Here is a 25,181-nt window from a genome sequence, read left to right on the forward strand (position 1 = left end):
CTAGCTCTAGTTTAACCACCCCTAACCCCTCCTTAAAAAGGAGGGGAGCTTAGACCTAGCTCTAACCTCAATTGTGTATTCTTCTAGTCTTTGAATTACTGTAAGCCCGATTCTATCGAATGAACACTACCGCAAAGCTCCGCTATGAACGCCCGGCGCTGAAGAAGCTCACGGCTGGGCCGATGAACAAGTTTGGCAGTCGCACCGAGTTGCAGGCCGTGACGCACCTGGAAGGCGCCGCTGTGAAAGACTTGCTGGCGGAGTTTGGTTCGCCGGTGTTTATGTTGAGTGAGCGGCAGTTGCGACGTAATTATCAATACGCCGTGCGCGCTTTTCGCACGCGCTACCCTAGGGTGCAGTTTGCGTGGTCCTACAAAACAAACTACTTGAATGCGGTGTGCCGCGTGTTTCACCAGGAAGGTGCCTGGGCGGAAGTAGTGTCGGGCATGGAATATGAAAAGGCGCTGCAAAACGGCGTGCCCGGCAACCGCATCATCTTCAATGGGCCGCAAAAGTCGCGGGCGGAACTGCAACGGGCCGCCGAAAACGACTCCCTTCTCCATATCGACCACTTCGAGGAGCTATACGCCCTGCTCGACCTAGCCGCGGAGCTGCCGCGCCCGCCCCGCGTGGCCATCCGCGTGAACATGGACACGGGCGTGTATCCGCAGTGGGACCGGTTCGGCTTCAACTACGAAAATGGCCAAGCCTGGAACGCCATTCAGCGCATCGTCGCGTCGGGGCGGCTGACGCTGGTGGGGCTGCATTGCCACATCGGTACCTTCATGCTCAGCCCCAAGGCCTACGCCTTAGCTACCAGCAAGCTCTGCGACCTAGCTTACAACTGCCGACAGCAGCTGAACACGCCTATTGAATACCTAGACCTAGGGGGCGGGTTTCCCTCGGCAAACGTGCTGAAAGGGGCTTATCTGGCCGGCGGCGATGCCGTGCCTTCGCTCGATGAGTTTGCGGAAGTCATTGCCGATACCATCCAAAAAGCAGGTTTCCGGCCCGATGAACTACCGCTGCTTATTCTGGAAACTGGGCGAGCATTGGTTGATGATGCGGGCTACTTACTGGGCACTGTACTCGCGACCAAGCGCCTAGCCGACGGTCGCCGCGCAACCATTGTAGACTTTGGCGTGAACTTGCTGTTCACCTCCTACTGGTACGACCACAAGATTAGTCCCGCCGGCGAGTTCTCGCACCACACCGAAGAAACCGTGCTGTGCGGCCCTTTGTGCATGAACATCGACGTGGTGCGCGAAAGCGTGACCTTGCCGCTGCTCAATGCCGGCGACCAGCTCGTAGTGCACAAAGTCGGCGCTTACAACCTGAGCCAGTGGCAGCAGTTCATTCACCTGCGGCCCAACGTGCTGCTACTGGATGAGCAGGGCCAGCCGCACGTCATTCGACAGGCCGAAACGCTAGAGTATGTGCAACAGTTAGAGCAAGTGCCCGCGCATTTGCAAGCCATCCAATTGCCTTAACTGAGTGGCCGTGAACAGAATCCGCACGGTTGTGGGGCCATTCGGAGCAGCGGTGTTGCGCAGCTATAGTTTGCTGTTCTTCTCGCAGCATCGGGGCTTTGCCGTGCTGTTGCTGCTAGCTACCTTCCTGAACCCAAGCGCGGGCGCGGCGGGTTTGGCCGCCGCGTGTCTGGCCGTAGCAGGAGCTAGGGTGGGCGGTTTCAGCGAAGAGCTGATTCAGCTTGGCGCCTACAGCTTCAATGCGTTGTTGGTGGGCTTGGCGCTTGGCACTTTTTACCAAATCACGGGGGCTTTCTGGGTGGTGCTGGCCGTGGGCGCTTTGCTGGGGCTGCTCCTGGCCGTGGCGCTCAGCGGCTGGCTTGGTAAGAGCGGATTGCCCACGTTGTCATTGCCTTTTCTGCTCACTATTTGGGTCTTGGTGCCAGCAGCCGACCAGTTTCACGGCTTGTTGCTGAACGAAGCCAGCATTTACTGGCTCAACGACGTGTACGCCCTAGGTGGCGAGCAGTTAGTAAGCTTAGCTCAGCAAGTGGGCGAATGGTCGATTCCATCGAGCATCACCACGTACCTGCGGGCCCTGAGCGCGGTGTTGTTCCAAGATAGTGTGCCGGGTGGCTTGCTGGTCGCAGTGGGGTTGCTGTGGCATTCGCGCATTGCGTTCTCGCTGTCGGTGCTGGCATATGGGGGGGCTTGTGGCTTTGGGTTGCTTGCGGGCGGGCCGGTGGTCAGCTTGGCGTACTATGACCTAGGTGCCAACTACATGATGGCGGCCTTGGCAGTGGGCGGCGTTTTTCTCATTCCCTCTCTGAAGTCCTACTTGGTGGGGCTAGCCACCATCCCGCTGACGGCGGTGCTGATAACGGGGCTCGGCAAACTACTGGCGGGCGTTGGCTTGCCGCTGTTTTCGCTGCCTTTTTGCGGCACGGCGTTGCTGGCATTGTACACGTTGTTGCTGCGCACACGCCCCGAGGAGTTGCCGCTCACGCCGTTTCAGTCGTACTCGCCGGAGCGCAACTTGTACGCGTACCGCAGCGACCAAGCTAGGTTACGCCACCAACTCTATTACCAGCTCAGCCTCCCGTTCCGGGGCGAATGGCTGGTGACCCAGGGCTACAACAGCGGGCTCACGCACCAGGGCGAGTGGGCCCATGCCCTCGACTTTATGGTGGCCGATGCCGATGGCAAAACCTACCACAACACCGGCGTCGCCCTCACCGACTATTACTGCTTCAACAAACCTGTGCTGGCGCCCGCTGATGGGGTAGTGGAAGCCTTGGTCATGCACATTGCCGACAACGCGCCCGGCGCTACCAACACGCACCAAAATTGGGGCAATACCCTCGTGTTGCGCCACCAGACGGGTTTGTACACCAAACTTTCGCACTTGCGCGCCCACTCCGCTCAGGTGCAGGTAGGCGAGTTTGTGCGGAAAGGAACGGTGCTGGCGTACTGCGGTAACTCGGGCCGGTCGGCGGAGCCGCACTTGCACTTTCAGGTGCAGGCCACGCCCTATATCGGCTCGCGCACGCTAGCCTACCCATTGGCTTACTTTTTGACGCAAACTGCCGGCGGCCAGCAGTTTGATAGCTTCACGGTGCCGCAGGTCGGCGACACTGTTTGTAATCCGGAGCTGAACCCACTGCTGCGCCAAGCCCTAGCTTTTGCGCCTGGCTATTGCCTGGATGTGCGCTCCGCCGACGACCCCACAGCCCCTGCGCAGCGCTGGGAAGCGTTGACGAATGCGTACAATCAAACGTATTTGCGCTGCCGCACTACCGGCGCCACGGCCTACTTCGAGCGCAACGACACGGTATTTTACTTCACTGCTTATCAGGGTTCCCAGCACGCGTGGCTGTATCAGCTGTACCTAGCTGCCTACCGCGTGCCGTTGACTTATTTGCCCACCGAAACGGTGCACGACGCCTTCCCCTTGTCGCTCGTGACCAGCCCCGGACTACAAGGAGTGCAGGACGTGCTGGCGCCCTTCTGGCTGTTTATCAAGCCGGAGTTTACGCTGCAATACGGCACGCCCGATAACCCCTATCACACCCGCGCCCTGTGCTTGCGCAGCCGCGTGGCAGTGCGCGTACTGGGCCGCACTACCTTCGAGCAGGAAGCCCACCTCGCTCTGCGCGACGGGGCGCTACAGGAGATAACTATTCACCAAGGCTCACACACGCAGCGTTTGCTATGCTCCACGGTTTCCTCCTAAGATGTGTGCTGGTGGCCAGCACCGTGCTGGGGCTAGCTGCGCTGCCGCTGGCCGCCCAAGACCTGCGCGACTTCCCGTACGTCGATAGCCTAAGTGTAGGCTTAGTAGAGCAAGGGCGCTGGCAGGCGCTGGACTCGTTGGGAAAAGCAGCCTTCCATGTCGGGACTGATTACCCGGCGTTGCGGCAACGGCTCGGCTACGCGGCTCTGCAACTGACACGCCCCGCCGATGCTGTTCGCCACTACGGCCGTGCGCTGGCCGCCAACCCAGCCGATGAGGAAAGCCGCACGCAACTGGCGCTGGCGTACTTACAAATGAACCAAACGAGTGCCGCCCGCTTCGCCGCAAGCACCCTGCCCGATTCGGTGCGCCGACCGCTACACTTGGTCGCAACCAAAATGATCAGCGGACTGGATTTCGACCTAGGTTTTCGGCCGGCTGCAAACGAATGGCGCGGTGTCGCTGGCTACGGGCGACTGGGTGTGTCTAGCCAGCTAGCTACTCGCCTGAGCTTGGAGCAGACGCTAGGGTACTACGGGCAAACGGTAGAACTACCTGACTTCAAAGGCTCCACACCCTATGCTATTCGGCAGGTCGAATACCAAGGGCTGCTTACCCTGCAAGCTAGCTTGCCGGTGCAAGTGAAGCTAGGCTACCATTACATTGATAATTCATTTGCCCCATCCAACGAGGACTTCGGCTCTCGCTTTCGCAAGCAGCACTACGCAAGCCACTTAGGCTACACAGCCGTGCAATACAGTCGACCCGCCTGGAACGTGAAGCTCGGATTCTATGCCGGGCAGATTACGGATACCACGCGCACCCAGGCGGATGTGCTCGTTACCCTTTATCCGCTGCACAGTTTGCGCTTCTATACCTTCGGCAGAGCTAGCGTAGTGCGTTCTAGCGGCCGTACGTTCCCAAATGCTTTGATAGGAATGGGAACCCAAGTGCGCCCTGGCTTTTGGCTCGAAGGCTTTTGGAGCCCTGGCAAAGTACCGGTGCTAGCTGAGCTCGACGGTGCCTACGTGTATAACCTGCTCGACCCGTTGAAGTACCGTTTGGGGCTAAACGCGTACTGGCAACTAACCAAGCAGTGGCGGTTGCGCGTTCATTATACGGTCGCTCGTTACTTTCAAATCAGTTCACCCGACTTGTATACTCAACATGCCCTGACTGGGGGACTTTCATGGACTTGGTAAAACTATTCTTCACGGGTGCTTTGGTGGTGGTGCTCGCGTATCCGGCGGCGGCGCAAGATCAGTCGGCGGCTTTCTCAGCCAGCTACGCCGCCGAGGCGAAAGCCGACTACAACGGCGCCATCTCGGCGTTGCGCGGCGCTTATACCGGCACCTACGAACAAAATTTGCGGCTGGGCTGGCTGTACTTTCTGGCCAAAAACTACACGGTTTCGACTAGCTACTACCAGAAAGCCGTGGAGCAGCGGCCGTATGCCATCGAGCCCAAGTTTGGATTGATCAAGCCGCTTAATGCGCTAAACCAAGTGGCGCAGATGCAGAATACCTACGCGGCCATCCTGAAAGTAGACCCCCAAAATACGCAGGCCAACTATTGGATGGGCGTTATCTTATTGAATCAGAAAGCTTACGATAAAGCCGTGCGCTACTTCGAGCGGGTTGTAAATCTGTATCCGTTCGACTACGACGCTAACCTATCCTTGGCGTGGTGCTACCTGAACCTAGGTCGTAAAACCGACGCGCGCGTGCTTTACAGCAAAGCCCTGCTCGTGCGCCCCAACGACCCCACCGCACTAGCCGGCCTGAAACGGACGCAGTGAGCTACGCTAGCTTCTGTCCGTTGCTATTTACTTCCAGCACGACTACTAGCGCATTGTTGCTAAGCGCTTCCAGTTCAATTCCCGTTGTCTCCCACAGACCTAGGCCGTCCTTCTCGTGCAGCAGCCGACCTTCCACTTCGAAAGCGCCCGCGACGACAAAGGTGAAAAGCAAAGAACCCGCGTCGCTTGCCTGATATACCGTTTCGTGGCGGCCCGCAAAGCGACCTAGGTGCAGCGAAAAAGGCAGTAGTGACTTGCTGCTGTTAGCCTCAGAACCGGGGACTAGGTTGGCTAGCTTGTTATCAACTAGGTCCAAGTCGAAGTGGAACGAGTAGTTGAACGCGGGCATGATCGACTCTTCGGCCTTAATCCAGAGGTGCAGGAAGCTCACCACGTCGGCTTCGTACGGGTTGGTCAGCACAAGGGTACTGGCGACGGGCAGCGTAATGACTTGTACTTCGCCCACATCTGCAATGTATGTAGTGCCGAACGAGTCTTTCACTTCGATAGCGCCCGTTATCGGGACAATAACTACGTGCGACGTTTGCTGAGCGCGCAGTGTAATGTGTTGCAGACCCGCTACCATTTCCTCATTCACTGCCAGCAAGCTGCCGAGTGCCTTCTTGTGCTCGTGCGCGTAAGAGCCAAAGTTGAACGTGCTGTAGCGCCGAAACTGCGCGGTTTCGGTCAGGCCGCGCTGATCGGCTAGGTAGATTCTACCGGGCGTTTGCTTGCTCATCTGATTCGATATTTTGCAAGGCGTGAATCGCTAGGTAAGGTTGCAGCTGAAATAAGTTGGTGAGCGTTTCGCCGCCGGCTTGCTGTTCCGAAACCAGCAAATACGTCCCAATGGTATCGTGCCACACCAGCGGCTCCGCGTAAAAGTTGATAGCTACCTGGTGTTTGCTTTTATCCAGCAAGTCGGAGTTGATGAGCTCAAACTGGAATTTTGAGAACTTTAGGAAGTGCTTACCTAGGTTGTTGAGCACATCCGGTACCACTCCGTTTAGCTGTTGCAGGTAGCCCACGGCCGCCGCACTCACTAGAAAGTGCAGCTTGTCGGCGCCCGGTGCGTGGTGCAGCAGCTCGCCGAAAGTGCGGTAGCGCTTCTCCTGATTATACAGCTGAGCCTGCATCCGAAACTCCGCGTAGGTGTCCTCAAACACCATCTTTTCCCAGGGCTTAGTGGCGCTGCTATCAATGACTTTGCGATAACATAGCGTGATAAGACGTTTGCTCATAGCGTAGACTAAAGAAGACGCTAAGGCAAAACCCTAGCGTCTTTTTACTGAATTACACAGGTAATTAAGCTGGCACGGCTAGGCTGATGGCGAGCTGAAAGCCATCGGTGGTGTTGCCCGTCACAGTAGCTAGCTCCACGGTGTACCCGTCGCTAAACACGTTATCTTGAGCGTTCGACGTATAGCCTGAGAGACCTTTCTTATAGCCATTCACAGCCGCTACGGCCGTGCCGGTGCCCTCCGGAAAAGCAATTTGCGTCACCTTGAGCGACGTGCCGCTGGCCGTGTACACGTGCACGTGAATGTGCGTGGCCCGCCCAGAATACCAGCCGGGAAAGATGCTAGTGAAGGTTACCAATCCGTTGGCATCCGTGGTTTGCCGGCCGCGCAGGAAGTGCACCGAGGTATAATTCGTCGATTGCATGCCGCTGCCACCGTACTCGGAGTAGTTGCCTTCGGCGTCGCAGTGCCAGATGTCGACTAGGGCGCCAGCTAGGGCCGCGCAGCTGCTGTTACTGCTCGTGATGGTGATTTTGGCCGTCATCTTATAGCCGCTGCGCCCATCCGTAATGTCGCTGCGCACATACGAAGCGGGCGTTTTAGTCGGAAAAGGCCCTTCCGTTTCGGTGGGTGCTACGGTGCAGCTGCCAGAGCTCGTCGTGCCCCCCGTTGTGGTGCCCGTCGAGCCAGTGCTGGAAGAGTCGGTGGGAGTGACTGAGTCATCCTTGCTGCAGGCGGAAATAAGCGCTGGAGTCGAGAGGGCTCCTACTAGGAGGCTTTTCAGGAAGTTCTTTCTTTCCATGGTCTTTTCGAGTATGCTGCTGAGTAGTGAGTCAAAGGTGCTCGAAGTACCTAGAAGTCGCCCGCTCGAATCGACCACTAGCAAATTGGAATCGACGTTTTTGCTTTTAATTGGGAAAAGGAGCAGCGGGCACGAGTAAAGGCCCTAGAGAAGTTGTGTAGGATGAGATAACCTCCCGTAAAGCAGCTTTTCATCTAGGCTGAACCCGGGTTGGAAGAACGTGGCGGGTGACTAGTCGAACGCTGCTTCGTCAAGAGAGAACCCTCTGTGGGAATTCGCAGAAGGACTGCCATCTAGCTTAGGTAGCTTTTTGCGCGGCATACTCGTAAGCCATAGGTGTGTTTTTCCTATTCTAAAGAATATGGCTCAACGTTCCTCAACACCTTCTGCCAAACCTTGCCGCGACATCGTCGTGATAGGGTCTTCTGCGGGAGGCGTAACTGCTTTGTTGGATCTAGCTGCTGCGCTGCCGCCTGATTTTCCGGCTCCTATCTTTGTGGTGCACCATGTGGGCGCCGGCTCCGCGAGCGTTCTGCCCCAACTCATGAACCGCGTATCGGCGCTGACGGTGAAGCACGCCGACGACGGAGAAAAGATGCAGCCCGGCTTTATCTACATAGCGCGCCCCGATCACCACCTCCTAATTGAGAATGATCAGGTACTAATAACCAAAGGCCCCAAGGAGAACCGGTTTCGGCCGTCTATTGATGCGCTATTCCGTTCGGCGGCTTATTCCTACGGTCCGCGCGTGATTGGGATAATCCTGACCGGCTACCTCGACGATGGTACGTCGGGGCTGTGGGCCATCAAACGGCTAGGTGGCCTAACGGTGGTACAAGAGCCGAAAGATGCGGAGTTCCCGGATATGCCCCTGAATGCTTTGCAGTTCGTCGCTGCCGACTATGTAGTGCCAGTCGTTGAGCTAGCATCGCTACTCACGCGCTTAACGCTGGAGCCAGTGTCTGCAAAGAAGCGCGCTGACAAAGCAGAATTAGAGTTGCTGCAACTTGAGCTGGCCATTGCCAAACAAGGCAACGCCTTTGAGCTAGGCATTATCGAGCGGGGCGTGCTGACCTCCTTTACCTGCCCCGATTGCCATGGTGCCCTCACGCAATTAATTGAAGGCGACCTGATTCGTTTTCGTTGTCATACCGGCCATGCGTATACGGTTAGTGCCTTGCTCGGAGAAGTAACGGAGTCGGTCGAAAGCATGCTCTACCAATCCATGCGCGGTTTGGAAGAAACAAAAATGCTGTTGCAACGGCTAGGTGAGCACTTCGGGCGCGTCAAACAGCCAGCCGTAGCTGACCTTTTTCTGCGCAAAGCCGAACAAACCGCCAAGCAGGCGCGCATCGTGCACGATTCTATCCTAGAACACCAATCCCTCAGCGGCGACTTACAATTTGATATCAAGACGGAAATACCATAGTTAAAAACGTCCGTTGATACTGCGTGGTACGCACGGGAGAAAAGTTGTTATGTCATTAATAACAAATAAGCTCCTGCCGCAAGCGTTGGCTTGGCAGCAGGAGCTTATTTGTTATGGAACCTAGCTCAACTTAAATAGCCGCACCAGGTGGCCTGACCAACGCGCCTTCTTCATTGGCGGTAGCATGGCTTTTTGTTGTCAACGGCTGGGTGGTATGCTTACTAGGTGATTAGTGTATGCTTCGTGGTTTGACACCAAAGGAAGCACGGAAAGGGTGGGTGATACTAGCTTATTGGGTGGCAAGAATCTTCTTGGCAATTTCTGTGTGCTGGTCGTCCGCTTTCTTGGCTTCCTCTACCGATGCTTTCATTTCTTGTTCGGTTTGGGAGAAGCCAGCGGCTGCCGCGTAGGAAGCCACAGTGCCGAACGAACCAATCCAATAGTGCAGAGCCAATTGGCCGCTAGCAATGATTCCTAGGTCACGTACGTCATCCGTTTTGGCTTCGCCCCGAATTTCTTTGCTCACTTTATAATGAGCTTCCAGAATGTCGTTATTTTTCGACTCAACGCCGCCTACTTCAGCAATGGCGCGCTCGATGCGCTTCGCCCATTCCTTGGAGGTAGTGTTGCCTTGTTCGAGAGCTGCTTTCAGCTCCGGATGCTTGGCATCGTTCTGAATTTCATCTGTGGCAGCAGCGGCTACTTGGCTACCTGATTGTTGAGCGGCTAGGCCGTTTTTGACGAGTTCTTTTAGGTCTTCGGTATTCATGGAAAAATAAAAATAGAGTGCAGATGACAAGCTTGTCTTGTCTGGCTGTTCGAACGTATATAGCGGCAATTTGTTCTTACCCAAAGTACCGTTGTAGATGAGCGAATAAGTTTATTTTTATTGTTAATTATCAATATTTTACACGTGTTAAGTTTTCTTTATCTGAATCAAAAGCCTAGGTAAGAAGAAGGCTTTTAACCAAAAAAATATGCTTTTTGCTTAGCCTCGTGTGAATTGATATTATACAATTTATTACATCCTTATATCGAGTTGATAATCAACTATATCTTGGTTTGACGCATAATGGATTTATGAAAAAGTAGCTCAACCATATAGCAGGTGCTTAAATCGTACTTGATAACACAACAGTAACAAGATCAGAGAGCCTTAAAAGCCACAAAGTTGTAGAGCTTAGCGGTCCTAGAAAGTAAAGAGACACCCGATTGGCATTACCTGAAAGGACAAGATCTTGTATACCTTTTTGTGTAGAATTAACCAGCTAGTTGTTCCTATCTGCGCCTATGTAATGTAGCCTGCTTACATTGACCTCACTCCGTCTATTCTGGTTTAGCTAGTTCAACCTCCTAGGTTAGGGCACAGGCTGGCAAGAAGCGAGTGGTGTGTAGTATCAGAGCCTGTTGGCAATAAGTCCGCAGTGAGAAACCCGGAGAAAGCCAAACGACTAAGCGTAAAAGAGAAAGAGGCCGTTGGTTCTGCTGTCAGAACCAACGGCCTCTTTCTCTTTCAGAGGTCTTGTGACCTCGTCGTACCAGAGACGGGAATCGAACCCGTACGCCTATTCGGCAAGGGATTTTAAGTCCCTCGTGTCTACCTGTTCCACCACTCCGGCCTGTACCCTGTGCTGATTCTTGCCCCGGTAAGAAGAAGTCTGCGCGTGACAATTAGGGCAAAGTAACTGTAAATTTTCTATTCTATGGTCATTATTGCGACCATTTATGTGGTGTAACTCTAAGGGAATCGGCTGGCCACGCCATTCGCGTAACCCGCAGCCTTCACAACAGTGCTCTTTTACAGACTCTTTCAGCAACCGGTTGCGCAAACCATGCATGAACTTATAAGGAGAATTTTCTACTAGAATAGAAGCTAATGGTTTACACTTACCAAACTTTCGATAGCGTGATCCACTGTTCCAACTTTGGCCTGTGAAGTGGCTGGTATCTAATTGCAGTGCAGCAATACGTGTCTGCACCGTTTTATAGTTACCTCCAGCAGGCACCAACCCTAATCGTACGATTACTTGAGCAATAGACAAGCTTTGCGATACTACTTCGCAGAACTGTACGTCGGGTACTTTCGGCGGCATAGCTGAAGTTGCTCGATGCAGAAAATTACTGCTGACGAAGGTAGACACCGAAAATAATAGGTTGCCTCTACCTTTTTTGAAGTAAAAACAAAAAAGACGTTGCTTTTCGGCAACGTCTTTTTTGTTGGAGCGGGAGACGAGGTTCGAACTCGCGACCTCGACCTTGGCAAGGTCGCGCTCTACCAACTGAGCTACTCTCGCTTATCGTCCGCGTTACTGCGGTGGCGAATGGTGTTGCAAAGGTACACTGGTTTTTCTTTCTGTCAAGAGGTAGCGCTAAAAAAAGACAGAAAAAATTATTCAAAAAACGCTTCTAGCTCATAATCAGGGCCTTTTTTTACTTTCCTCTGTGCTGCCCGTAGCAGAAATGTGCCGTTAGTGTTTCTGCTACGGACAGCATGAGGGCAAGCTTACTTGCCGCCAAGTGCTAGCTTTAGCTCATTGAGCTTAAGCAAAGCATCGATGGGGGTGAGCGTATTCACGTCGAGGTGTTGGAGCAAGTCGCGCACGCGCTCCAGAGCGGGGTCGGCAGGCTCGAACATGCTGAGCTGCAAGCTAGGACGTGGTGCCGTAGCTACCGCCGCGGCAGGTTGTGGCCGCGGGCCACGGGCTGTCTGAGTGTCTGTTGCTTGTCCGTGCAGGGGTACTACTTTGCCTTCGGCTTCGGCAGGCTGGACCTCCAAACCAACTAGCACATCGTCAAATTCCGTGGGGCCATCTTCAAAACTGCTGGTGGCGCGCTCCTGCTCCAAGTGGTGCATGATTTCGTTGGCCCGTAGCACCACAGCCGTCGGCATACCCGCCATGCGCGCCACGTGGATGCCGAAGCTATGCTCGGAGCCGCCTTCTACCAGCTTACGCATGAATAGGATACGTCCGTCGGCTTCTTTCACCGCCACGTTGAAGTTGCGCACACGCGGGCAGTCTTCGGCGAGCTGGTTGAGTTCGTGGTAGTGCGTGGCGAAGAGGGTTTTGGCTTTGGCCTTCGGGTTGTTATGCAAATGCTCTACAATAGCCCAGGCAATGCTGATGCCGTCGTAAGTACTGGTGCCGCGCCCAATTTCGTCCATCAGCACAAGACTGCGATCAGAAAGGTTGTTGAGGATGCTGGCCGTTTCGGTCATCTCCACCATAAAGGTGCTTTCGCCCTTGCTGAGATTGTCGGAAGCACCTACGCGGGTGAAGATTTTGTCGATTACGCCAATCGTAGCCGCTTCGGCGGGAACGAAGGAGCCAATCTGCGCCAGGAGCACAATGAGGGCAGTCTGACGCAGCAGCGCAGATTTGCCGGCCATGTTCGGCCCTGTAATCACGACGATTTGCTGCTCCTCTTGGTCGAGGCGGATGTCGTTGGGAATGTAGGTCTCACCAGGCGGGAGCTGGCGCTCAATGACGGGGTGGCGCCCCTGCTTGATATCAAGCAGGGTGCTGTCGTCTATCACCGGCTTCACGTAGCTGTACTGGCGCGCCGTCGTGGCGAAGCTAGCTAGGCAGTCGGTAACGCCAATGGCGCGGGCGTTCTGCTGGATTTGGGGCACGAAGTCCATAGCCAGCAGTACCAAGTCGTTGTAGATCTGCTGCTCCAAGACAAACAAGCGGTCTTCGGCGTGGAGAATTTTCTCTTCGTACGTCTTCAGCTCCTCGGTGATGTAGCGCTCCGCATTGACCAAGGTTTGCTTCCGAATCCAGGAGCTAGGTACCTTGTTCTTATGCGCGTTCGATACTTCGAGGTAGTAGCCAAATACCTTATTGTACGCTACTTTCAAGGACGAAATACCAGTATTCTGCTGTTCGCGCTGCTGAATTTGCAACAAGTAGTCTTTGCCCGAGAAGGCAATGTTGCGCAGCTCATCGAGCTCTTTGTCAACGCCGTCGTTCAACACATTGCCTTGGTTGGTGAGCAACGGAGCGTCGGGCTTGATCTTGGCCTTGATTTCTTCGCGCAAAGAAGCGCACGGATTTAGCTGATCCGCAGCTTTTTGCAGAGCTCGGATGCCTGAGCTAGCTAGTAGGACGCGCATCGGCTCGATAGCATCAAGGGCGCGGCTCAGTTGCAGCAGTTCCCGCGGGTTCACGCGGCGTACGGCCACCTTGGAGATAAGGCGCTCTAGGTCATTGATTTGGCGCAAGTGCTGCGTGAGCTGACCTAGCAGTTCATCATCTTGCAGGAGCGCATCCACCGTGTCGAGGCGACGTTGGATCTGGGCCGGCTCTTTAAGCGGCAACACCACCCACTTGCGTAGCAGACGGGCACCCATAGGCGTTACCGTTTGGTCGAGAATGTCGATGAGCGGTACGCCGCCCACGTGCTGCGGGACCACCAGCTCCAGGTTACGCACCGTGAAGCGGTCGAGCCACACGTACTTATCTTCTTCCAGGCGCCCAATGCCGGCAATGTGGCCGATGTCGGTGTGCTTGGTTTCGGCGAGGTAGTGCAGGATGCAGCCGGCTGCCGTAATGCCCTCGCGCAGACCATCAATGCCGAAACCCTTGAGTGACGTGGTTTTGAAGTGGCGCGTGAGCGTATCGTGGGCGTAGTCGAAGCCGAAAACCCACTCGTCTAAGGCATAGTGGCAGTAATCAGGACCGAAATGTTGTTCAAACTCATTACGGCTTTTCTTACAGAAGAGAACCTCCGCCGGGGCAAAGTTTTGCAGGAGCTTACCTAGGTACGCCCGGTCGCCCTGCGCCACCAGGAATTCGCCGGTGCTGATGTCGAGGAAGGAAATGCCTGCTTCCTGCTTGCCGAAGTGAATGGCGCACAAGTAATTGTTGCTCTTGCGCTCCAGTACGTTGTCGTTGAACGACACCCCCGGCGTAACCAGTTCAGTGATACCACGCTTCACTAAGCCTTTAGCGAGCTTCGGGTCTTCGAGCTGGTCGCAGATGGCCACGCGCTGCCCAGCCCGCACGAGCTTAGGCAGGTGCGTATCGAGGGAATGGTGGGGAAAGCCAGCCAAAGGCGTTTCGGACGGGGTACCGGCGCCGCGCTTGGTCAGCACAATATCTAGGATGCGGCTCGTGGTAACGGCATCTTCACCGAAGGTTTCGTAAAAGTCGCCCACACGGAATAGGATGAGCGCGCCCGGATGCTGCTGCTTGAGGGCGTAATATTGCTTCATGAGCGGCGTATCGATCACCGGGGCGGGACCGAGCGTGCCGTGCATGGGAATAGGCTTCTTAGGGGTCGTACTGGTTTTCACGAGCAGGAATGACGGAAGTGGAACGGCGAAAACGCTAGAAGGGCACAGTTCACCAGATCCAGTAAGCTAGGTTCTAATTTGTCGATGGCAGCCACACCGGAGCGCCTTCCTACCTTTGCATATGCGCAAACTCACCATGGAAGAACTGAACCGACTGACGGTGACAGACTTCAAAAATACGCAAAAATTCCCCCTCACCCTCGTGCTCGATAACGTGCGGAGCCTACATAATGTGGGCGCCGCTTTCCGCACCGCCGACGCGTTTGCCATCGAGAAAATTTGGCTCTGTGGCATCACTGGTCGGCCGCCCCAACGCGAGATTACCAAAACAGCCCTCGGGAGCACCGAATCGGTGACGTGGGAGTACGCTCTAACCACGGCCGAGGCTATTCAGCAGCTAAAAGCAGCCGGCTATGTGGTGGTGGCAGTCGAGCAAACCGATCAAAGCCAAGCGCTGACCACGTTCTTGCCCGATCCGGCGCGGCGCTATGCCTTGGTGATGGGCAACGAGGTGTTCGGCGTGGAAGATGAAGTATTAGCCTTGTGTGATGCCGCCGTCGAGATTCCACAGTTTGGGACCAAACATTCGCTCAATGTGTCGGTAGCAGCCGGGGTAGTGCTGTGGGATTTCTTGATAAAAATGGGCTTGGCTACGTCCTAGCTTGTGTTAGAAGAACCTAGGTTTGCCTTAAAGAGCATCCCACCAGGGTGCACCACAGTTTGCCCCAACTTTTGCGTTCGATAGAGCTAGCTGGTGAGTGTATGTTGTTACTGTTAACTAGAGGGTATTTGGCAGAAATACAGGCTGACTTACGCCTGTTTGGTAATGCCCTTTGCAGTTGATAATAAATCAATTGTAAAAAACAGTGGCTGCATAATTCTTCCGCAGTAACTGCGTAGCTTTGAAGATAAGCTCCCTTGATAAACCTAGCCCCACCTTTCTACTTTACTTCTTGCCTTATTATATGAATAAAGCCTTTACCAAGCCCGCTTCTCGTGCGCTGGTTCTCGCCGCGTTGCTGGCCGCGCCCGGACTGGCAGGAGCCCAGACGACTCCGCTAAGTAGCGCGCTGAATCAGTTTGGGAGCCAACGCAGCAAGCTAGGTCTTAGCGAAACAGACTTGACTAATCCGGCTGTTACCTCTTCCTATACAGAGCCTAGCTCGGGCGTAACGCACGTGTACTTGCGGCAGCGTTACCAAGGCATTGAAGTATATGGCGCCGAAGCTGATCTGCACCTCAACCAGGCGAATAAACTGGTGAGCATGCACAGCAACTTTGTAGCGGGCGTGGCAGCGCAGGCGCGTGCTTCCACAACACCTACCTTGTCGCCTACGCAAGCGGTAGCTGCTGCTGCCAAAGTCCTGAACCTAGCTTCGCCAAGCGGCCTGACGATAGAAAAGGACGGTCAGCCCGCTACGGGCTTGGTCTTCAACGAAGGTGGTATTTCGCTGGAAAAGATTCCAGTGAAGCTCATGTACCAAGCAAGGCCTAGCGGCGAGCTAGTGCTGGTGTGGGACGTGACCATTGCCCCCAAACAAAGCAATCATTACTGGAACGTGCGTGTGGATGCGGCCACCGGCCAATTGGTCGATAAGACCGACTACACGGTATCGGAGCCAGTAAGCTTTGCCGACCTCGCACAGCGAAGCCTAGCTACCGCCGCTTGGCCCGCCCCCGTTACGGCGGCCAAAACAGCGACGCCGAACAGCTACGGGGTGTGGCCGATCACCGTTGAGAGTCCTATCCACGGAGCCCGCGCCGTGGTAACGAATCCGGCCGATGCTACCTACTCACCCTTTGGCTGGCACGACACCAACGGCGTAGCCGGGGCTGATTATACCATCACCCGCGGCAACAACGTGTACGCGTACGAAGACCGCTCGAAGCGGGACACGCCTGGCTATAGCCCCAACGGAGGCGCAGATTTGATCTTTGATTTTCCCTTCGATCAAAATCTGGCGGCTCAGACGAATCAAGACGCAGCCATCACGAACTTGTTCTACTGGAACAACCTCATGCACGACGTGATGGCCTACAAAGGCTTCGACGAGGCGAGCGGCAACTTCCAGTCGAGAAACTACACGGGAGCTGGCGCTGGCCAAGATTATGTGCAGGCCGAAGCGCAGGATGGTAGTGACGTCAACAACGCCAACTTCTCCACGCCTAACGACGGCTCCCGCCCGCGCATGCAGATGTTTCTGTGGCCTGGCATTGTGCGCGCAACCCTTACCGTGATTTCTCCGGCTTCTGTAGCTGGCACGTACGCGGGCATCAATGCTAGCTTCGGCCGCAAGCTTTCGGCTACCACGCCACTCACCGGCAACTTGGTGCTCGTAAACGACGGCGCCGCTTCCACCCTAGGCTGCACGGCACCATTCACGAATGCGGCGGCGGTCAGCGGCAACATCGCCGTGGTAGACCGGGGCACTTGTGACTTTACACAGAAGGTGCGCAATGCCCAAACGGCGGGCGCGAAAGCCGTCATTGTCATTAATAACATAGCGGGCGACCCGTATGCTATGGGAGGTGCCGACACTATTGGGGTGAAAATCCCGTCCCTGATGATTTCGCTGACTGATGGCAACAGGCTAAAAGCTAGCTTGAACACGGGTGCGTCGGTGGCGGTTTCGGTGCTGGGCAGCATACCGCCTCCCGACCGCGATGGTGACTACGACAATGGGGTTATGGCGCACGAATACGGGCACGGTATTTCCACCCGTCTGACCGGCGGCCCAGCCAACTCTAGCTGTCTTCCCAATGACACTGGCTACGAGACGATGGGAGAGGGCTGGAGCGACTTCTTTGGCCTATGGATGACTACCAAGCCCGGCGACAAAGGCGAGACAGCGCGTGGGGTTGGGACGTATCTTTCTTTCGAATCACCTACCGACCTAGGTATTCGCAGCAAACCGTATTCTACGGATTTTACTGTTAACAATTATACCTATGCGCAGCTCGGTACGACTGGTGGTAAGTTCAGCGAAACTCACGCAGTGGGAGAGGTGTGGGCAGCCATGCTCTGGGACCTAAACTGGGCCTTAGTTAGGAAATACGGCTACAACGCTGATCTGAAAGGAGCAACCGGTGGCAACAACATCGCCTTGAAGCTGGTGCTCGATGGGTGCAAGTTGCAGCCCTGCACTCCTGGCTTCGTAGATGGCCGCAATGCTATTCTAAAGGCCGATACCCTGTACAACAAAGCCGCTAATGCTCCCCTGATTTGGCAGGTGTTTGCCCGCCGAGGCCTAGGTTATAGCGCGGTGCAAGGCTCCAGCAAAAGCGTGAACGACAACACCGCCGCCTTCGACTTGCCCGCCAACGTGCTTGCCACGCAAAAGCAGCTCAGCGAAGATGTGTTGGCTGTGTACCCCAACCCTGCTAATAGCCAGCTCACCGTGCGCACGCTGATTAGCAGCCGCACGCCCGTGCAGGTTTCCTTGCTAACCGTACTGGGTACTGAACTGCAGAAAACCGAAGTGCCAGCCGCCAAAATGCAGCAAGAAGGTCTGCAGCTAAACACTACTTCATTAGCCGCGGGCCTTTATCTGGTGAAAATCAGCACGTCTGATGGTGTGGTCACAAAGAAAATATTAGTGCAGCACTAAAAAAACGAGTCCTCGCAGCGTAGTAAGCGCTGCGTTGGAACTAGACGAAACGCCCCATCCAGCTATACCAAGCTAGGTGGGGCGTTTTGTTTGAATAGCTGGAAGATGATTTAGGTACTACGCAGATTATCTGCTGTTAACGTGCGGATAGGATAGAATATTAGCAGGGCTTCATGGCGGGAGCAGATAGGGACAAATGGCGCAGGATACCGATGGAAAACTAATATTATAATTATACTATATAAATAAAAGACTGAATTATGTTCAGAAATAAGTTTCTCGGTGTCACGATTCATATATAGATTTGGACAGCAGCCTTTCCTTAGCGCTGCCCCTAATCTGTCCCCTCTTACAACCTTCTATGAAAATACCTTTTACTCCAACTATTCGGCCTCTCGCTTTAGCTGCTTGCCTGGCTCTGCCAGGCCTAGCAATGGCCCAAACCGCGCCCGTTCAGAGCGCTCTGCAACAATTCAGCAGCCAGCGCGCCAAGTTCGGCTTGAGCTCGGGCGACGTGGCCGATCCAGCTGTGACGAGCTCGTACACTGATGCCGGCGGCGAGCTAACGCACATTTACCTGCGTCAGCGCTACCAGGGCATCGAAATCTATGGTGCTGAGGCTGATCTGCACGTCGACCGGAGCCAGAAAGTAGTAAGCTTACACAGCAACTTCGTAGCGAACCTAGCTAACGCGGGTCGCTCAGCCACCACACAGCCGGCCCTGACGGCAGTGCAAGGGGTAGCTGCTGCGGCTAAAGTCCTGAACCTAGGTACGCCGAGCAACCTAAACGTTGTCAAAGCCGGTACGCCAGCCGAGGGCCTAACCTTCGACGAAGGTGGCGTTTCGCTGGAAAAAATTCCAGTGAAACTCATGTACCAAGCCCGTCCTAGCGGCGAGCTAGTGCTGGTATGGGACGTAACCATCGTTCCTAAAAAAGGCGACCACTACTGGAACGTGCGTGTAGATGCAGCCACCGGCCAATTGGTCGATAAAATGGACCTGACTATTCACGAGCCCGTTAGCTTTGTTGAGCTCACGCAACGCAGCCTGGCCACTTCCACTTGGCCAGCGCCGCTTACTAACGCCGTGGCAGCTACGCCTAACAGCTATAATGTATATCCCATCACGGTAGATAGCCCCTTGTCGGGCAGCCGTCAGTTGGTGGTAAACCCCGCCGACCCCACGTATTCGCCCTTCGGCTGGCACGATACTAATGGGGTAGCCGGTCCTGAGTACACTATCACCCGCGGCAACAACGTGCACGCGTACGAAGACCGGGTAAACGCCAACGCTCCCGGCTACAGCCCCGATGGTGGCGCTGACTTAGTGTTTGACTTCCCCGTCAACTTTGCTCAGGTACCCCAAGCTAACCAGGACGCAGCCATCACCAACTTGTTCTACTGGAACAACATAATGCACGACGTGATGGCCTACAAAGGCTTCGACGAAGTGAGCGGCAACTTCCAGGTTAAAAACTACACGGGCGCTGGCCTAGGCAACGACGACGTACGTGCCGAAGCCCAAGACGGTGGCGGCACCGACAACGCCAACTTCGGAACGCCTAACGATGGTTCGCGCCCCCGCATGCAGATGTATCTGTGGTCGGCGCCAGCCTCGCTGGTTATCAATGCCCCTTCACCAGTTGCAGGCACTTATAAGGCAATACCCGCCGGCTTCGGTAAAAAGCTAGCGCCAGGTGTTCCGTTTACTGGGCAGTTTGTGCTAGTAAACGATGCTAGCTCGACCAGCCTTGGCTGTACGGCTCCGTTCGTTAACGCGGCGGCCATCGCCGGCAAGATTGCCGTACTTGACCGCGGTACTTGCGACTTCTCCGCTAAAGTGCGCAATGCAAAGCTAGCCGGTGCCAAAGGCGTAGTGGTAGTGAACAACGTAGCTGGCGACCCCATCACGATGGGTGCCGGTGCTGACACGACGAACACGGGCATCCCATCCGTTATGATTTCGCTGGCGGATGGCACAAACCTGAAGGCCAACCTAGCTGCAGGTGGAACCCCCAGCGGCGCTATAACTGGCGGCATCCCACGTGATGGTGACTTCGACAACGGCATCATTTCTCACGAGTACGGCCACGGCATCTCGACCCGCCTAACGGGCGGACCAGCTAACTCTAGCTGCTTGAACAATGCCGAGCAGATGGGCGAGGGCTGGAGCGACTTCTTCGGCTTGTGGATGACCACCAAGCCCGGTGACGTTGGTGCTACGCCCCGTCCTGTTGGCAACTTTGCCACCTCACGCGACGTGAACGGCGTTGGTATCCGTACCAAGCCGTATTCGACGGACTTCGCGGTAAACAACCTGACCTATGCTTTGATTGGTACTACGGCTTACTCCGAAGTGCACGCCACGGGTGAAGTTTGGGCAGCAACGCTGTGGGATCTGAACTGGAAGCTGGTGGAGAAGTACGGCTACAACAAAGACCTGAAAGCCAAAACGGGGGGCAACAACATTGCCCTGAAGCTGGTGCTGGACGGCTGCAAGCTGCAGGTGTGCCGCCCCGGCTTCTTGGATGGCCGCGACGCCATCCTCAAGGCTGACTCGCTCTACAACAACAAAGCCAACACGTACCTGATCTGGCAGGTGTTTGCGCGCCGGGGCATGGGCATCGATGCCGTGCAGGGCTCCAGCAACGTGCTCACCGACAACTCCGCGGGGTACCTGATTCCGGTGCGGGTGCTAGCCACGCAGAGCCAGCAGCAGCGTGACCAGCTGCTGGAGTTGTTCCCCAACCCGGCGAGCAGCAGCCTGACCTTGCGTTTGCCCGTACGCAGCAGCACGCCGGTGGAGGTGAGCCTGCAGACGGTGCTGGGCAAGAGTGTGCGCCGCAGCGTGGTGGCCTCGGCCGAGCTGCAGCAGGGTGTGGAGCTGAACACGAGCGAAGTGGCCGCGGGCCTCTACATCGTGCAGCTGCGCACCAGCGCCGGTACCTTCAGCAAGAAAGTCCTCATTCAGCACTAAGCGCCTAGCTACAGTAGCTGAGCTATCATGAAAAACCCCGATGAGCCACGTGCTCGTCGGGGTTTTTAGTTATTAGACCTAGGTTCAGGTTCTCGCACTCTCTACTGTTCGGCCGCGGTTTGCACTCAGCGTAATCAAATTTTCTCTATTGCTGTGTTAGCAAGCCTGGCTCAGCGGGTAGTTTGAATGCTGATAGAGAGGGAATTGGATTAATAAGATAAAATGAATTTTAGATGAACTTATATTTTTTATTACGCTCGGCTATCTATAGGTTTGAGAACTAGCCACTTCATCGCTTACCATACCATCCTTAACCTTTCAATACCTACTATGAGAACAACCTTTACGCCTACAGTAAGTCGGGCTTTGGTCGTTGCCGCATTGCTAGCCATGCCTAGCCTTGCCTCCGCTCAGACTTCTCCTTCTGCGCTGACCACTGCGCTGAGTCAGTTTGCAAGTCAGCACGCCAAGCTGGGACTAAATGCACCTGACGTAGCCAATCCGGCTGTAACCAGCTCGTACACGGAAGCCGATTCCAAGGTAACGCACGTGTATTTGCGCCAGCGTTACCAGGGTATCGAAATCTACGGGGCCGAAGCGGACTTGCACCTCGATGCCAGCGACAAAGTCGTAAGTCTGCACAGTGCCTTCGTGAACAACGCCGCTGGCGCCGCAAGCGTGGCAGCGACGGCTCCTACGCTCACACCGGCGCAAGCAGTGGCCGCCGCCACTCGGGCCCTCGGCCTGGCGGCACCTAGCCGGCTAGAAGTTGTGCAAGCTGGTGAGCCAGCAGTTGGGTTGAAGTTGAGCGAGGGCGGTATTTCCCGTTCGCCTATCAGTGTGAAGCTGATGTACCAGGCCACCGAATCCAAGCAGTTGGTGTTGGTGTGGGACGTGACCATCGATGATGCGACTTCCGACCACTACTGGAACGTGCGGGTGAATGCCGCTACAGGCGCATTAGTAGATAAGAGCGACTACACCATCTCGGAGCCGGTTAGCTTTTCCGAACTCACCCAACGGGCCCTAGGTACTAAAAACTGGCCCACGCCAGCTGCACCCGCCACAACCAACAGCGTTGCCGCTCCTAACAGCTACAACGTGTATCCTATCACGGTGGAGAGTCCCCTATATGGCAGCCGGCAAGTAGTCGTGAATCCCGCCGACCCTACGTATTCACCTTTCGGCTGGCACGATACCAACGGGGTAGCTGGTCCTGAGTACACTATTACCCGCGGCAACAACGTGCACGCGTACGAAGACCGCAACCGGGCCAACGCCCCCGGCTACAGCCCCGATGGTGGCACCGATTTGATCTTTGATTATCCTTTCGATCAGAGCGCCGCGCCACAAGTGTATCAAAATGCGGCCATCACGAATTTGTTCTACTGGAACAACCTGATGCACGACTACATGGCCTACAAAGGCTTTGATGAGGTGAGCGGCAACTTCCAGGTGAAGAACTACACGAACGCCGGCCTAGGCAACGACGACGTACGCGCTGAGGCCCAGGACGGTGGCGGCACTAACAACGCCAACTTCTCGACGCCGAACGACGGCTCCCGTCCGCGCATGCAGATGTATCTGTGGCCCGGTGGCGTCGGCAGCATCACAGCGCCGGCAACAATTGCTGGTAGCCTCCCGATGCGTGGCACAGCCTACGGCAGAACGCTGACGGCGGCGGGTCCGATTAGCGGGAAGATCGTGTTAGCCAACGATGGCTCCGCTAACTCGCCGCGCGCTTGTAATCCGCTTCTCAATGCTGCTGACATCAACGGTAATATTGCTTTAGTGTACCGGGGTGGCACTTGCTCGACGCCTGCCAAAATTCGCAACGCGCAGAATGCGGGTGCCCGTTTGGTAATGATAGCTGACAGCATCCCGAATACTGCTATTGCTAACTACGGCGGCGCAACCGACACAGTAGGTTTGCGCGTTCCGTCGGTTGCCATATCCAAAGCCGATGGCGACAAAATCAGAGCCGCTCTTACCTCCGGTGTTACCGTTACGGTAGCCGTTAGTGGTATCATTCGCGATGGTGACTTTGACAACGGGGTTATCGCCCACGAATTTGGCCACGGCATTTCCAACCGCTTGACGGGCGGACCAGCTAACTCCAACTGCCTAGGCAACGCCGAGCAGATGGGTGAGGGCTGGAGCGACTTCTTCGGCTTGTGGATGACTACCAAGCCCGGCGACCAGGGCTTCACTCCCCGCGGAATCGGTAACTACGTGACGGGTGCCGCAGTAGATGGCTACGGCATTCGTCCGCAGCGTTACTCGACCGACTTTGCAGTGAACAACCAAACGTACGCGCTGATCGGTACGGGTGCCTACACGGCCGTGCACGCCATCGGCTCGGTTTGGGCAGCAACGCTGTGGGATCTGAACTGGAAGCTGGTGGAGAAGTACGGCTACAACAAAGACCTGAAAGCCAAAACGGGGGGCAACAACATTGCCCTGAAGCTGGTGCTGGACGGCTGCAAGCTGCAGGTGTGCCGCCCCGGCTTCTTGGATGGCCGCGACGCCATCCTCAAGGCTGACTCGCTCTACAACAACAAAGCCAACACGTACCTGATCTGGCAGGTGTTTGCGCGCCGGGGCATGGGCATCGATGCCGTGCAGGGCTCCAGCAACGTGCTCACCGACAACTCCGCGGGGTACCTGATTCCGGTGCGGGTGCTAGCCACGCAGAGCCAGCAGCAGCGTGACCAGCTGCTGGAGTTGTTCCCCAACCCGGCGAGCAGCAGCCTGACCTTGCGTTTGCCCGTACGCAGCAGCACGCCGGTGGAGGTGAGCCTGCAGACGGTGCTGGGCAAGAGTGTGCGCCGCAGCGTGGTGGCCTCGGCCGAGCTGCAGCAGGGTGTGGAGCTGAACACGAGCGAAGTGGCCGCGGGCCTCTACATCGTGCAGCTGCGCACCAGCGCCGGTACCTTCAGCAAGAAAGTCCTCATTCAACACTAAGCGCTTGGCAGATACCAGAGGCTAGGTGCTATACCTAGCTATCGAGCCAACTGAACCTAAAAGAACCCCAAGGAGCCACGGCTCGTTGGGGTTCTTTTTTGCCAAAAAGCGGCTTTTACGTATGTGCAATTATGCCTGACTTAACCACTGCCTTGCTCGCCCTGCGTCCAGCTGTTGATGCTGCACTGTCTGAAACTGCTACCCCCACGGTTGGAGACTTTCTACACCGCACCTTACGACCCGTGCTGAAGCTGCAAAATGAACTGTTGCTGCTCGTAGTAGCCGATTTTGTGCGCGAACACCACATCCCTTTTCAAGCGGCTGGCGCTGCCGAGCGCGAACGAGTAGTGGCGGAACTCGTAGCCCGCAACGTGAAGCTGCGCTACACCATTATTGGCATTATAAGTGGCATGTTCACCCCGGCCGAAACAGCTTTCTACCGTCAGCACCGCGCTGAACTCAACCGCCGCCTGCTGGAGCTAGCTAGCCAGCGCGTGCAGAGTCAAGTGGCGACGGTCGCCGAGCACGTAGTGTCGGCCGGCGCTGCTACATGAAGAATCATTACCGAACGCTAGAACTATCCAATTTTGCTAGTGCCACTGATGTCCGGCGTGCTTATCGTCGGCTGGTACTAGTGACGCACCCCGACCGCACGCCTGATGTGGCTGCTCATGAGCGCTACCTAGCTATCAACGAAGCCTACGAGGTGCTGAGTGACGCTCAGAAGCGCTACGTGTACGATACACGGCTACACGCTTTCCTTAATCCGCTTCCACCTGTTGTAGCAACAACTCCGGGGCTAGCCGTGCCACCTAGGGTAAGCCGTCCACCTATGAGAGTATGGCGGCGTCGGGTGGTTGTCACAACTGACTTCAGCCATTATGCCGAGCGCGCCCGGCGTTGGTGTCGGTATTTGCTCTCGGTGCCGTGCATCTTATTTATCGACTATTTCCTACTAAAGCATACGGTAAAAGCGCCAGTTGTCGCCTTCTATGATCAGTATCACGCAATTACAGGCATTAGATACCTAATCAAAACGACGCAAGGCAGCTTCGTAACTAGCACTACTTATCCTGAGAGTACCGATACCCTGACGGTGCAAACCTCGTGGCTTTTCCACTTCGTGCACACCGCGGTGCTCCCAAACGGTAAAGCGTTGCCCGTAACCCCCGATTATCACTCTTGGATGGCGTTTGCGGGGCTCTTGACGGTGGTGGCACTATTTGGGCAATGGAAATTACTCTCGCCTAATACCAGCATCAATGCGGCCATTTGCGCAACTATGCTGGCTATCATTGTTGTCGCACTTATGATTAATGCATAAGCAGTTGTTCATCATAATAAAAAAGCCCGCTTCGATGATC

16 protein-coding genes, 2 tRNA genes and 1 pseudogene are annotated in these 25,181 nt (G+C 55.5%); 11 read left to right on the forward strand and 8 right to left on the reverse strand.

Annotated elements, in window-relative coordinates; all coding sequences use genetic code 11:
- Positions 1-119: 119 nt before the first annotated feature.
- The 4 genes from SD425_RS03175 to SD425_RS03190 are packed head-to-tail and all read left to right on the forward strand — an operon-like array spanning position 120 to position 5,500.
- The gene (locus tag SD425_RS03175) at positions 120-1,490 is read left to right on the forward strand and encodes an alanine racemase (protein ID WP_324675333.1); all 1,371 of its coding nucleotides are present in this window, start codon (positions 120-122) and stop codon (positions 1,488-1,490) included.
- Positions 1,491-1,500: 10 nt separating this feature from the next.
- Positions 1,501-3,702, forward strand: coding sequence for an urea transporter (locus SD425_RS03180; RefSeq protein ID WP_324675335.1), 2,202 nt, complete (start codon positions 1,501-1,503; stop codon positions 3,700-3,702).
- Positions 3,681-4,904: a bacterial transcriptional activator domain-containing protein gene (locus tag SD425_RS03185; protein WP_324675337.1), complete on the forward strand. Its 1,224-nt coding sequence runs from the start codon at positions 3,681-3,683 to the stop codon at positions 4,902-4,904. Before SD425_RS03180 ends, SD425_RS03185 begins: the two co-directional genes overlap by 22 nt.
- Positions 4,892-5,500 (forward strand): tetratricopeptide repeat protein, encoded by a 609-nt coding sequence (locus SD425_RS03190; RefSeq protein ID WP_324675339.1) that lies wholly within the window; start codon positions 4,892-4,894, stop codon positions 5,498-5,500. Before SD425_RS03185 ends, SD425_RS03190 begins: the two co-directional genes overlap by 13 nt.
- Before the next feature lies 1 nt (position 5,501).
- Here the strand turns inward: SD425_RS03190 and SD425_RS03195 are convergent, their stop codons facing one another.
- From SD425_RS03195 to SD425_RS03205, 3 genes are all read right to left on the reverse strand, one after another.
- Entirely contained in the window at positions 5,502-6,239 is a 738-nt protein-coding gene (locus SD425_RS03195; RefSeq protein WP_324675341.1) for a hypothetical protein, read from the reverse strand.
- Entirely contained in the window at positions 6,217-6,741 is a 525-nt protein-coding gene (locus SD425_RS03200; RefSeq protein WP_324675343.1) for a hypothetical protein, read from the reverse strand. Before SD425_RS03200 ends, SD425_RS03195 begins: the two co-directional genes overlap by 23 nt.
- 64 nt (positions 6,742-6,805) lie before the next feature.
- Positions 6,806-7,543, reverse strand: a complete 738-nt coding sequence (locus tag SD425_RS03205; protein ID WP_324675345.1) for an intradiol ring-cleavage dioxygenase — start codon at positions 7,541-7,543, stop codon at positions 6,806-6,808.
- 361 nt (positions 7,544-7,904) lie between these two features.
- Between SD425_RS03205 and SD425_RS03210 the strand changes: the two genes are divergently transcribed.
- The gene (locus tag SD425_RS03210) at positions 7,905-8,972 is read left to right on the forward strand and encodes a chemotaxis protein CheB (RefSeq protein WP_324675347.1); all 1,068 of its coding nucleotides are present in this window, start codon (positions 7,905-7,907) and stop codon (positions 8,970-8,972) included.
- Between the two features lie 289 nt (positions 8,973-9,261).
- Here the strand turns inward: SD425_RS03210 and SD425_RS03215 are convergent, their stop codons facing one another.
- From SD425_RS03215 to mutS, 5 genes and pseudogenes are all read right to left on the reverse strand, one after another.
- Positions 9,262-9,741, reverse strand: a complete 480-nt coding sequence (locus SD425_RS03215) for a DUF892 family protein (protein WP_324675348.1) — start codon at positions 9,739-9,741, stop codon at positions 9,262-9,264.
- A 767-nt stretch (positions 9,742-10,508) separates the two neighbouring features.
- Positions 10,509-10,591, reverse strand: a tRNA-Leu gene (locus SD425_RS03220).
- A 99-nt stretch (positions 10,592-10,690) separates the two neighbouring features.
- Positions 10,691-11,065: pseudogene (locus tag SD425_RS29980) on the reverse strand (hypothetical protein); the annotation flags it as partial.
- A 125-nt stretch (positions 11,066-11,190) separates the two neighbouring features.
- A tRNA-Gly gene (locus SD425_RS03225) sits at positions 11,191-11,266 on the reverse strand.
- Between the two features lie 209 nt (positions 11,267-11,475).
- Positions 11,476-14,232: a DNA mismatch repair protein MutS gene (gene mutS, locus SD425_RS03230; protein ID WP_324679492.1), complete on the reverse strand. Its 2,757-nt coding sequence runs from the start codon at positions 14,230-14,232 to the stop codon at positions 11,476-11,478.
- A gap of 157 nt (positions 14,233-14,389) precedes the next feature.
- On the opposite strand from mutS, the gene SD425_RS03235 reads away from it, so the two are divergent.
- The 6 genes from SD425_RS03235 (at position 14,390) to SD425_RS03260 (ending at position 25,141) form a co-directional block, all read left to right on the forward strand.
- Positions 14,390-14,929 carry an RNA methyltransferase gene (locus tag SD425_RS03235; RefSeq protein ID WP_324675350.1) on the forward strand — a complete coding sequence of 180 codons (540 nt, stop codon included), beginning with the start codon at positions 14,390-14,392 and terminating at the stop codon, positions 14,927-14,929.
- Positions 14,930-15,233: 304 nt separating this feature from the next.
- Complete coding sequence (locus tag SD425_RS03240; RefSeq protein WP_324675352.1) at positions 15,234-17,876, forward strand: T9SS-dependent M36 family metallopeptidase; 2,643 nt, start codon at positions 15,234-15,236, stop codon at positions 17,874-17,876.
- 361 nt (positions 17,877-18,237) lie between these two features.
- Positions 18,238-20,853, forward strand: coding sequence for a T9SS-dependent M36 family metallopeptidase (locus SD425_RS03245; RefSeq protein ID WP_324675354.1), 2,616 nt, complete (start codon positions 18,238-18,240; stop codon positions 20,851-20,853).
- 330 nt (positions 20,854-21,183) lie between these two features.
- Positions 21,184-23,817, forward strand: coding sequence for a T9SS-dependent M36 family metallopeptidase (locus SD425_RS03250; RefSeq protein ID WP_324675356.1), 2,634 nt, complete (start codon positions 21,184-21,186; stop codon positions 23,815-23,817).
- 131 nt (positions 23,818-23,948) lie between these two features.
- Positions 23,949-24,371, forward strand: coding sequence for a hypothetical protein (locus tag SD425_RS03255; RefSeq protein ID WP_324675359.1), 423 nt, complete (start codon positions 23,949-23,951; stop codon positions 24,369-24,371).
- Positions 24,368-25,141, forward strand: a complete 774-nt coding sequence (locus SD425_RS03260) for a J domain-containing protein (protein WP_324675361.1) — start codon at positions 24,368-24,370, stop codon at positions 25,139-25,141. The genes SD425_RS03255 and SD425_RS03260 overlap by 4 nt, the downstream gene beginning before the upstream one ends.
- Positions 25,142-25,181: the final 40 nt, after the last annotated feature.

Source organism: Hymenobacter sp. GOD-10R (genome assembly GCF_035609205.1).
In the GTDB taxonomy this organism is placed as follows: domain Bacteria; phylum Bacteroidota; class Bacteroidia; order Cytophagales; family Hymenobacteraceae; genus Hymenobacter.